At 62.2% G+C, this 10,223-nt stretch carries 10 protein-coding genes; 2 read left to right on the forward strand and 8 right to left on the reverse strand.

Annotated elements, in window-relative coordinates:
* Positions 1 to 157 precede the first annotated feature (157 nt).
* The 4 genes from R4P65_RS24635 to R4P65_RS24650 form a co-directional block, all read right to left on the reverse strand.
* Entirely contained in the window at positions 158 to 1,375 is a 1,218-nt protein-coding gene (locus R4P65_RS24635) for a Dyp-type peroxidase (protein ID WP_230815038.1), read from the reverse strand.
* Positions 1,368 to 1,868, reverse strand: coding sequence for a copper chaperone PCu(A)C (locus tag R4P65_RS24640; protein ID WP_019747182.1), 501 nt, complete (start codon positions 1,866 to 1,868; stop codon positions 1,368 to 1,370). The genes R4P65_RS24635 and R4P65_RS24640 overlap by 8 nt, the downstream gene beginning before the upstream one ends.
* Before the next feature lie 25 nt (positions 1,869 to 1,893).
* Entirely contained in the window at positions 1,894 to 3,324 is a 1,431-nt protein-coding gene (locus R4P65_RS24645) for a PepSY domain-containing protein (RefSeq protein WP_317828483.1), read from the reverse strand.
* A 107-nt stretch (positions 3,325 to 3,431) separates the two neighbouring features.
* Positions 3,432 to 3,962, reverse strand: a complete 531-nt coding sequence (locus R4P65_RS24650) for a hypothetical protein (protein ID WP_317828484.1) — start codon at positions 3,960 to 3,962, stop codon at positions 3,432 to 3,434.
* Between the two features lie 819 nt (positions 3,963 to 4,781).
* Here R4P65_RS24650 and R4P65_RS24655 point away from each other — a divergent pair.
* A complete protein-coding gene (locus R4P65_RS24655) occupies positions 4,782 to 5,717 on the forward strand; it encodes a MinD/ParA family protein (RefSeq protein ID WP_230815042.1) in 936 nt (311 codons plus the stop codon).
* Between the two features lie 38 nt (positions 5,718 to 5,755).
* Here the strand turns inward: R4P65_RS24655 and R4P65_RS24660 are convergent, their stop codons facing one another.
* From R4P65_RS24660 to R4P65_RS24670, 3 genes are all read right to left on the reverse strand, one after another.
* Positions 5,756 to 6,790, reverse strand: coding sequence for a hypothetical protein (locus tag R4P65_RS24660; RefSeq protein ID WP_317828485.1), 1,035 nt, complete (start codon positions 6,788 to 6,790; stop codon positions 5,756 to 5,758).
* A gap of 201 nt (positions 6,791 to 6,991) precedes the next feature.
* Positions 6,992 to 8,074: a M48 family metallopeptidase gene (locus tag R4P65_RS24665; RefSeq protein WP_317828486.1), complete on the reverse strand. Its 1,083-nt coding sequence runs from the start codon at positions 8,072 to 8,074 to the stop codon at positions 6,992 to 6,994.
* 77 nt (positions 8,075 to 8,151) lie between these two features.
* Entirely contained in the window at positions 8,152 to 8,355 is a 204-nt protein-coding gene (locus R4P65_RS24670; protein WP_003945456.1) for a hypothetical protein, read from the reverse strand.
* Positions 8,356 to 8,500: 145 nt separating this feature from the next.
* On the opposite strand from R4P65_RS24670, the gene R4P65_RS24675 reads away from it, so the two are divergent.
* Positions 8,501 to 8,656, forward strand: coding sequence for a DUF6131 family protein (locus R4P65_RS24675; RefSeq protein WP_317828487.1), 156 nt, complete (start codon positions 8,501 to 8,503; stop codon positions 8,654 to 8,656).
* Here R4P65_RS24675 and R4P65_RS24680 read toward each other — a convergent pair.
* Positions 8,650 to 9,828 carry a glutamate--cysteine ligase gene (locus R4P65_RS24680; protein WP_317828488.1) on the reverse strand — a complete coding sequence of 393 codons (1,179 nt, stop codon included), beginning with the start codon at positions 9,826 to 9,828 and terminating at the stop codon, positions 8,650 to 8,652. The two genes, R4P65_RS24675 and R4P65_RS24680, sit on opposite strands and share 7 nt — an antisense overlap.
* Between the last annotated feature and the right edge of the window lie 395 nt (positions 9,829 to 10,223).

A 10,223-nucleotide genomic window follows, 5' to 3' on the forward strand; every position in this document is an offset into this window, starting at 1 on the left:
GGGGGGGGCCCCGGGGTCCCCCCCGCCCCGCCCGGGCCGGCCTCGGCCGGCCCACCCAAAACCAACGAACCACCCCAGCCCCCGCCCCCTCCCGGGGGGGGGCGCCCCCCACCCCCCCCCCCCCCCACAGTGTTGTTGCCTTTCTTACATGGCGTCGCTATCCGAGCAATCCGCTTCCCAGATAGTCGTTCTCGCTGCATCCCGGCGGAATGAGATACACCGCCGAACCGATCGGCGTCGTCCACTCGTTGAGTGCGTCGAAGTCACTCAACCGCTGCTGGACCGGTAGATACTGCTCGGCGATGTCCCGTTGGAATGCGGCGAAGATCAATCCCGAGTTCGAGGTCTGCCCGCTCTCGGGTGCGTCGTCGTAGTTGTACGCCCGACGGAAGAACTGCTCCTTCTCGTGTGTTCGGTGGGCTCTGGCGATGTGTGATCCTGGCGGGATCACCGGAATGCCGAACTTGTCCGTGAGAGTGAAGTCCGCTTCGTCGAATTCGTTGGTTCCGTTGAGTGGAGCGCCATTGGACAAGGTGCGCCCCATGGTGAGTTCGCGCCCCGAGCGGTCGAGTTCGTCCCACGTATCCATTTCCATGCGAATGCGTCGCAGTACCAACGAGGTTCCACCCGCCAGCCACGACTGGCCGGCTCCGTCGTGCCAGATCAGCGAATCGAAATCCACTGTTCCCGGAGCAGGATTTACCGTACCGTCCACCTGGCCCATGAGATTGCGCATCGTCGTTCCCTCAGGCATGGTGCCGCGAGCGTTGCGGAATCCCTTTTGCGTCCATCGGATGGTCGTCAATGATCGGACGTTCTTGGTCAGGACTCGCACAGCGTGAGCGATGGTCACCGGATCGTCGCCGCAGATCTGCAACAACAGGTCCGAGCCGCCCCATCGATCGTCGAGTCGATCGATCGCGTAGCTCGGCAACGGTTCGAACCAATCCGGTTGACGTGCCTGTAATCCCAGCTTGGAGAACAGGCCAGGGCCGTAGCCGACGGTCACCGTCAAGCGGGCCGGATCCACAGCCAGTTCCCGTTCGGTGTCCGCCAACGCCGGGTTGCCGGCGGTGAGCCGTGACGCATCCTCGGACCACATCTTCATGATTCCGACGACTACAGCTCGATCGGTTCCAGGCAAGAGGTCGAACCCGATGAAGGTGCCGTGCGCTTGCGGCGTGGTGTCGACGCCGGCTTGGTGGACTCCGTAGAACGGTTCCACGAGCTTGCCTGCTTGCTGCTCGTGTTCGCGGCGCTCGACCACTGTGGTTGCGCCCCAGGTTATTCCCGCGACGCCGAGGGCGGCGGCGCCTCCTCCGAGAAGGCGCCGCCGGCTGAGAGCTCGGCTGGGCGGGTTCGTGTTCTCAGCCACCGTGATTCGGGTCGTAGTTCTCCTGATTACCGGAGAAGTCGCGAATCTGGGCCGTGAACGTGGTGCTGGAACCGTCGTCGTAGATCAAGGTGAGGTCGGTTTCTGCGCCGGGGAGAAGCGGCGCGGACAAGTCCATGAACATCAGGTGGTCACCGCCCGGTGTGAGGGAGGCGGAACCGTTGGCGGGGACCAGGAAACCGCCGTCCTTGGGGCGCATCGTCATAGTTCCGCCGTCGCCGGTCACAACTTCGTGCAGTTCCAGTCGCGACGACGCAGGGCTGGTTGCCGAGACCACGCGCACGTCCTTGTCACTGGAGTTGACGAGTTCGGCGAACGCCGCGCTCATTCCTTCCGGCGCCGCCTTGACCCATTGATCCTGAACGGTGATCGATTGTGCAGCTTCGGTTTCCTTGTCGGAGTTGGAAGAACAGCCGGTCAGAGCGAGAGCCGCGGTGAGTGCAACAGCTGCGAATATCTTTGTACGAACAGTCATGTGTGTCTCCGTAATTCGTGAATGGTCAGATGGTGGCACGGCGTTTGGACGCCGCAATGCACACGTCGATCAGCAGGAATGCGAGAAGGCTGATGCCGAGTAGCGGCACGAACCAGCCGACCAACGCCGTGATCGCGACGAGCGCAACCAGGCTGATCGGGGAGAGGTTGCGGATTCCGCCGCGGGCGGGAACCCGGCCGACTGCCCAGTCGGAGCCTCGGGTGGGGCGTCGGCGCCACCACATGATGTAGCCGCGGATCACGACGCTGACCAGCGCGAGTGCTAATGCGGCGAGTGCGATCTGGTTGGCAAGGCCGAACAGCAGACCCATGTGGAGCTGGATTCCCCAGGCCGAAAGTTTGGCTGCGAGTGGCCAATCCGAGAACCACAACTCGTCGGTGACCTTTTGCGTCGCTCCGTCGATTGCGATGGTGTTGTTGCTGTACACCCAGGGCTGACGTGTCTGGGCGACGGTGAACGCTGTCTCGGCGTTCGCGGGTATCGATACTTCGACCGGACCGGTGATCCCGTTGTACCTGGCGATACCGAGGACGGTGTCGACGCGTCCGACGTTGGTGTCTGTCAGCGTGCCGGTGGCAGCGGGGGCCATGTCGTGACCCTCGTGCCCGCCCGTTGCCGGTGGGGGAGCATCGCCGAGAGTCTTCACGGCCGACGGCGTCGTCCAACTCAATGCGGTTCTCAGATTGCTGACGTTCTCTCCGGCGTACGTCGACCACGTGAGGCCGGTCGCCGAGAGAAAGACCAATGCAACTGCTATCCATATGCCGACGACACCGTGCCAGTTCAGCGTCCGGCTTCGTCCGGTGGACGTTCGGTCGATCATGAGCAGTCGAGCGTTCCGGGAGGTGCGGTATCGACGGAACCAGAGGTAGACACCGCCGAGAGCGACCACCCACATCCACGACGCGGCCAATTCGCTGTAGAGGCGGCCGGGCTCGCCCAGATGAAGGTTGCGATGTAGCTGGGAGATCCAGGTGCGCAGTGGCAGTGAACCACTGCTTCCGTACACCGCCAACTCGCCGACCGGCTGTGCGAGCACCGGATCAACGAAGACCGCGAGCCTCTCCGATTCGCCCAGTGACGGATCGGTGAACAGGACCCGGGTGGTTTCGCCGGTGCCAGGGGACGGACGTACTGCCGAGACAGTCAAGTCGGGGCGGTACTGCTGAGCGGAACGAATCTGGTCGTTCAGTGACGCGATCTGTCCGGTGGTGTCGGTCTGGAGGTAGTCGTCGTAAACGAACTTCTCGATGGTGGGTGCCATCGCGTAGAGACCACCGCTCATCGCGGCGATGAGGATGAACGGTCCGATGAGGATGCCGGCGTAGAAGTGCAGGCGCAGGATCAGTGGTCTGGCGCCGCCAACCTGCTTCTTCGGGGGAGAACTGTCGTTGGACGCGCGCGTCTGTGCGCGCTCCAATTCGGGTGCGGACATGCGTGTACTCGATCCCGCTGTGCGCCTTCGTTACCGCGGGCGGTTAACAAAGGCGTACAGCAAAGTGGCGCACGTAATCACGTGCGTGAAAGGAAAGGGGAGATGAGTTACACGAATGCCGGTGGGCCCCGAGTGCCCAGGCCAGAGGTGAGAAGTTGACGCAGAACAACTTTGGTGCGGTATCGAGTACGCGCAGCGAACGGTGACGGTTCAGGTGCCCACGGGCGCAGAAGCACTGCGACGATGGCGGCCACCGTCGACGCCGCCACGACGTACCCGCGTTCTGCGCCGCGTATCAGCACTGCGCACACTCCGACGGCAGCGATGTGCGCCGCAAGCATCGGAAGTGACAGGAGCAGCCCGTGTTGATGATCCGCAGCGATGGTCAAAGTCGCGTGACCGATGGCCTGACCCGCAGCGAGCATGAGGGCAAGTAACAGCGCGGGGGAGCGGCGGGTGTCGATGGACGTGACCACCGCGCCGACGCTCGCGCACGCGAGGATCAACAACACCACCGCGCTTTCGGACGGGGCCATGCCGCCGCCACCGAGGGCGTGGGCCGCGACAGAGACCGCGCCGGATGTACCGCCCACGAAGGCGCCGCGCAGCTGCGCGACATCATTCGGACCCGGCGTCATAGGCGAAAGGATACAGGCGCCTACTACCGGGCTTAGTAGGTGACCGGGTCGCGATGGCTCCGGGGGACGGCTTAGGGCATCCTTAACCTCCTCGGCGCCGGCAGAAAAGTTGCGAAGACAACCGCGGACACTTCGGGGTGAACGTGAATGCGGCAGGGGCCACCGGCGTTTATGTCGCGCCCACCATCAACCACTGCGACACGAGCGGTTCATTCGGAAGTATGGATCTGTCGACGATTTTCGGACGTTCGCGGAAGCCTGGAATTCTTCAGCAGCTGAACACTTGTCCATGAAGGTGGGTCGGTCGCCGAGGCGATCGCCCTCTCTTTTCTCGTTTGGTACCAAGGGATTTGCCCTGACATTGCGGAGAGCTGTTTTCAGCGGCAGATGAAGATATATGTGCCGCATATCGTTACGACGTTCGTATTTGCTGAGAATGGCACCAGCGGGGGGACCAAAGTCATCGAAAGGCGGGTGTAACGGTCTGTTGTGCTGTGACGGTATTGAGCAGAGAACGGCAAGCCCGCCAGAGTGATAGCGTCCGAGAGGCTATGTCCGAATTGATTCCGACCTCGACCTAGGAAAACGGTGCGCAGCGATAACAACAGTTCGAATGGCGGAGCCCTGGGGAACAACTCGGGAACGACTAGAGGCGACGGCCTTTTCGACGCGTCTGACGACGGCTACTCAACCTCTATTCGAACTGTCACGTTCACACCGCAATTCGACGAACCGGCCGCAAAACCGTTGCCCAGCCAGAGGATGCGCCAGCAGCGGCGTGAAGAGCCGACCGATTTTCGAACCTCGACGCCCAGGCCTATGACCTCCGTCGACGACTTGGACATCATCAAGCGGGCGAAGCGTCCACCTGAACGCGGTTTGGGCAGTGTGTTGTTCAAACTGACCGGCGGTCGCATCAACACGGGGCAGTCGGCTGCCGAACTCGAACACCAAGCTCTGGTGCGCCGTGCCAACCGCACGGTGCGCGGCGTGTACAAGATAGCCTTCATCTCGCTCAAGGGTGGTGTGGGAAAAACCACGGCGGCCAAGACCGTCGGGTCCACGTTCGCCTCGATCCGCGGGGATCGGATCGTAGCCATCGATGCCAATCCTGACCTGGGGACTCTGGCTGATCGTGAACGACGTGAACATCATCTGACCGTTCGTGATCTGTTGGCCGACGGCGACATTCGTACGTACAGCGATGTTCGCTACTACACGTCGCAAGGTGACAGCCGGCTCGAAATCCTTGCGAGTGAAGCAGATCCGGAGACTTCGGAGTCGTTCAACGAGCAGGACTACCTCGATACCCTGCGGATTCTCGAGGTGCACTACAACATCGTCATCACCGACTGCGGCACCGGAATCATGCACTCGGCCATGTACGGAATTCTCGACGAAGCAGATGCCTTGGTTGTCGTCAGCCCGACGGCGCAGGACGGTGCCCGTAGTGCAGCAGCAACGCTCAGTTGGCTGACCAAACATGGATACGCAGATCTGGTGAGCAGGTCGGTTGTGGCGATCAATTCGACGCGACCGGGTTCGTCTTCGCTCGATCTCGACCAGCTCGAGGACGTTTTCGCTCAGCGTGGAGTACGCGCGGTCAAGACCCTGCCCTACGACGATCACCTCGGCGAGGGCGGTCCGATCGACTTGAAGTTGTTGAACAAGCGCACTGCACGGGCATATCTGGAGCTCGTGGCAGCGATTGCCGATGGATTTCCGGACTCGGTGGGCAAGCACGCTTCTCGCTGAACGTGCTCGCCCCCGAATCTGATCAGCAGGCCGGTTGTTCAGGGGTGCCGAAGTATCGCGCCGTAGCCGTCGGCGAGAACCAGGCGTTCGTCGATCTGTACCAGTTCGGTGCCGGTCCCGATTGCGATGTAGGGGAGTACGCGATCGGCGGGCCCGATCAACTTTCCACTCGTGACTTCCTTGTCGTCGGGGTCGGTGAGCAGCAGCGTCTCGACCTTGCCTTGCTCGAGTGCGTCGAGGACGCGTGCGGTCCCGTCGATGGAGAGGCCGGAGTCCCGCCCCTGCTCTGCGACGTAGCGTTCGGTTTCCGTATCCATTCTGCGCAGTCGCTGCGTGTCGATCAGTTCACGAATCGACTTGGACACCTCGGCGGGTGTCGAACCGACTGAACGCGAACCTTTTTCGACGTCCACCACCCGTAGCGTCGACGGAAGGAGCTGAGCAAAAGCTTTGCGGGACTGTACTTCTCCGATCACGACTACCAGTGCAACCTTGTGTTCACGGGCGAGCGTCGCGGCGCGCTCCACGGCCTGTGTCAGGTTCTTCCGGATGTTCTCCTCCACGAGGCTCTGGCTGTCGGTGTACCGCTCCTGACCGCCGACGTGTGCCTTGTGGACCGGGAAGCCGTCGCCGTCGACCGATTCGCCGTACACGTCACGCCCGCGGGCATCACGTACGCACAAGTCTGCGCCAGTGTGGTCGACCTTGGCGATGAGGAACGGCTCGGTGTCGTATCCGTGTGCGATCAGTGGAACCAGGTAGGGCAGCTCGCCCAAGGTTGCGATGGTCGATCCGGCAGGTTCGAGCAGGATGTCGTCGATCAGCACGGCCTCCGCCGTGGCGACGATAGCCCGCCCGGCGCGTCCCGAGATTCCGTGATGGTTGTCCTTCACCTCGTCCAGTCGTGCGATCAGTGATTCGGATGCGCCCTGCTTCGAGAGTTGGTTGCGCATCGAGCGCCATTCGAGTTCGAAGCGCTCGCGCGCATCCTCCCGGTTGCGGACGTCCTCGAAGTACACGGAGGCAAACGGGCCGTCACTCGAACCGACCTTCTTCAGTCGCCCAGCATGCATGTCGGCTCCCTTCTGTAGTGGTCCTATGCCGCGTACCCGACAATCGGGGATTCGACACGACCGCTTTCAGTTCGCACGTTTGTTCGACTGCTGGTACTGTCTGTGAACGTGAGGGTGGTGCAGAGGGAAGCCTGCATCACCCTCACGCCAAGAACTCGGGACCTGCCGCCGACTGCCTTCGGTGGCAGGTCCCGATTCTGCTCACTCGGCGTCGTCGGCGCCCTTTGATCTGTCGGAAGTCTTGCGCCAGTGAGTAAATCGTTCCTTGATATCCGACGCCACGTCGCCAACGCCGTTTCCGACGGCGCCGACCGCGCCGCCCAGTCCGCTGCCGATGTCGCGCACCATTCGGATCAGAGGGTCTTCTGATTCATCGAAGTTCTGCTTGTAGGTCTTGGCCGCATTCTTGAACTCGTCGCTGATCTTCGCTCCGTCGTCTTCTCCTCGCCGCGGGTAGTTTCCGCGCAGAATTGCGGCGTAGTCTCCGCTGTCGACCCACTTCTTGAGTTCTGCGGCGCGAAGTACCGAGAACGGGTGCGAGAGCAGTTCGATGTTGAGGAGCTTGAGTACACCGTCGCGGAGGTCGCCACTGGCGTCGTACTCGGCAGCCTGGGCCAAGAATGCGTCGATGTCGATTTCACTGACTCGGGATCCGCCCGCCAATTTCATCTGGACGCGGATCGCTGTGTGGACGTCTTGCCCGCACAACAGTCCGGCACGATCACCGGACAGCTCGGACTTGCGCTGCCATTCCATGAGGGCCGCGATGATCGCACGCAGGGCCCACCCGCCGACGGGCAACCAGCCGATGGTTCCGGCAAGTCGCATCAAATGCATCAAGATGGTGCGATACACCGCATGGCCGGACAGTGCGTGGCCGAGTTCGTGGCCGATGATGAACCGCTGCTCCTCGTAGTTCATCACGTCCAGTAGGCCGGTCGTGACCACCATGAACGGCTTGTCCATGCCGATGGTGAAGGCGTTGACCATCGGGGTTTGGAGCACGAACAACTCTGGTGTCTCGTCGGCCTGCAGAATGTCGACGCAGTCGCGTCGCAGATCGTTGAGGTCGCTGAACTGGCGTTCGTCGACTCGCACGGACGTGGCGAGATACATGAGGCGATGCTGACGTTCTTGGAGTAGGCCGGACAGCGTCCGCAGAACAGTGTCGAACCCCCGAAGCGTCCGGAGCGTCACCAATGCGGCCCGATCGGCTGGGTGTTCCCACGCACGCGAGCTGATGTCCGGGAACTCGATTCGGGTGCGATCTGGTGCAGTGGTCATGGTGGCCCCTCACTTCGATGTGTGTCGACTCACCTCCAGGGTAACGACTAGTCGGTTTAGCGTGGATTTTCGGCAGTTCATTCGGTCGGTTGAGGAAGCGTGCAATCCGTCACTTTGGGATTGACGCCGAAGTAGTTCAGCGGGCCGGCGATGACGGTGAGCGCGATGGTCCCGACCCCGGCACAGTTGGTCGGCGAACTGCTGTAGTAACCGCGCTGGCCGGCCGCGACGGCCCCGACGATCAGCCAGATCAGAACGATCAGAGTCACAATTCTCATCATGGCGTGCTCGATTCTTCAAATATTGTGGTGCCCAGCGAAATACCCGGTCGCAGAGGGTATGAAACGCTCGGCCGACGGGTATCCACGGTGTATGCGGCTCGAGGCGGGCGTATCCGCCCGAGTGAACGCACTGAAGGAGCTTGTCATGATCATCCTCGGCGTAATCCTGCTGATAATCGGTTTCGTGGTGAACATTCCGATCCTGTGGACGATTGGTGTCGTCTTGCTGGTGATCGGAATCGTCCTGTACGCGCTGGGCGCGGCCGGGCATGCCATCGGCGGTCGGCGGCATTACTACTGATCCGGAGTCGGCCCGCCATGCGTATCCATGCCCGCCTGCGCGGTCGGGAGGGTGAGTCGAACGGCGCGCGCGATCAGTTCCCGAAGGCAGACCTGGCGCAGCGTTCGATGTTGCCAGTCGCTGCCGCTACCGGTGACCAACTTGCGGCGCAGCGCCGACTCCACACTCGCGTACTCACCTGTCTCGTCGAGTGAGTCGCGGAGATGGATCAGGAGTCGATGAAACAGCTCCGTGGCCGAAATTCTGTGTGCGGTAACCGGATCGATCAGCTTTCCCAGGATGCCCTCCTTTGCAGACACCCATGTCGCGATGCGAAGACGCTCGAGAGAAGCGCGCGGTGCGGGGACGCCGTTGTCTACGGCGCGCAGAGCAGTGGCGACCAGAGCACGCACAAGTGTCGCAAGCAGCACGGCATCGTCGACCGTCGGTTGAACGTCGCAGACCCGGATCTCGACGGTCGGTAGGTGGCAGGACGGTCGGATATCCCAGTAGGCCATCCGCTTGTCGAGCATCACTCCGCAATCCACCATCATCGCGACCGCGGTGTCGAAATCGTCGGCGGTCTCGAAGAACGGTGGCGGTCCGGCGACGGGCCACCTGGACCATTGAACCGCCCGCCAACTCGAGAAGTCTGTGTCGACTCCTTGGTGAATGCGGGAATTGGCGCTCAGGGCGAGCAAGGCCGGCAGCCAGATGCGCACGTGATTGCAGACCTGCACTGCCTCTGCTCGATCAGCGACGCCTACATGGATGTGGCAACCGCAGATGCTCTGTTCGGCAGCGAGGGCGCCGAAGTGTTGCCCCATCTGCCGGTAGCGAGGCGAGTCGCTTATCGCGAAACGCGAAGGCCCCGACAGTGGTGCGCCGACTGCCAACAGTCTGCAGCCGTTCAACTCGGCCGCTTTCCCCGCGAGCCGACGCATGTCGATCAAGTGGGTTCGGAGTTCGTCGATGCTTCGGCACACGGGAGAGTTGGTCTCGACTTGGCACCGGGACAGTTCGAGCTGAAGATCCAAACCGAGTGTCGACGCGGTTTCCGCAACCGCGGCACTGTCGATGGACGGCAACCACGATGTCGGGTCGACGAGGATGAATTCTTCTTCGACGCCGACAGTCGGGGCGTTCGATTCGTAGCGGCCAGCGGTGGATCCAGTCGAGCAGGTGGCGCTCATGTTCGCGTCTACCCGGTCGGTGGAAGGCGGAAACAGACACGAGGAAGCCCCGTTCTCGTCGGGAGAACGGGGCCTGTGGTCGGCCTTGCCAACATCTCGGAAGCGTCAACGAGCCCTTGCACGCCGTGTGAATCTGGGGACTGGCGTGCCTGGGAAAACGTACTGTGCCGGACTCGGTAAAACGAGCCCCCCAGGCATGTCTCACCCCCTATTTCACCCTCGGGTGAGCTTGCCCGCCCACCCGTCGTAGAGGCACGGATCGTGTCCCGAGGGGCCGCCGCCGTGCAGTCTCGGATACATCGGTGCGGGTTCGCATTTATCGGGTCTGTCTCGCTAACGGTGTTTCGGCCGGTTTCCATCAGTAAGTTTCCGATCCCGGCCAACGATCAGCGAAG

Source organism: Rhodococcus sp. IEGM 1318, assembly GCF_033142465.1.
GTDB lineage: Bacteria > Actinomycetota > Actinomycetes > Mycobacteriales > Mycobacteriaceae > Rhodococcus_F > Rhodococcus_F qingshengii_B.

What these genes read in the sequence shown, in the direction of transcription:
- R4P65_RS24680 (WP_317828488.1), bottom strand. Translation starts at nt 9,828, where the DNA reads ATGAGCGCCACCTGCTCGACTGGATCCACCGCTGGCCGCTACGAATCG.
- R4P65_RS24655 (WP_230815042.1), top strand. Translation starts at nt 4,782, where the DNA reads ATGACCTCCGTCGACGACTTGGACATCATCAAGCGGGCGAAGCGTCCA.
- R4P65_RS24675 (WP_317828487.1), top strand. Translation starts at nt 8,501, where the DNA reads ATGATCATCCTCGGCGTAATCCTGCTGATAATCGGTTTCGTGGTGAAC.
- R4P65_RS24665 (WP_317828486.1), bottom strand. Translation starts at nt 8,074, where the DNA reads ATGACCACTGCACCAGATCGCACCCGAATCGAGTTCCCGGACATCAGC.
- R4P65_RS24645 (WP_317828483.1), bottom strand. Translation starts at nt 3,324, where the DNA reads ATGTCCGCACCCGAATTGGAGCGCGCACAGACGCGCGCGTCCAACGAC.
- R4P65_RS24650 (WP_317828484.1), bottom strand. Translation starts at nt 3,962, where the DNA reads ATGACGCCGGGTCCGAATGATGTCGCGCAGCTGCGCGGCGCCTTCGTG.
- R4P65_RS24640 (WP_019747182.1), bottom strand. Translation starts at nt 1,868, where the DNA reads ATGACTGTTCGTACAAAGATATTCGCAGCTGTTGCACTCACCGCGGCT.
- R4P65_RS24670 (WP_003945456.1), bottom strand. Translation starts at nt 8,355, where the DNA reads ATGATGAGAATTGTGACTCTGATCGTTCTGATCTGGCTGATCGTCGGG.
- R4P65_RS24660 (WP_317828485.1), bottom strand. Translation starts at nt 6,790, where the DNA reads ATGCATGCTGGGCGACTGAAGAAGGTCGGTTCGAGTGACGGCCCGTTT.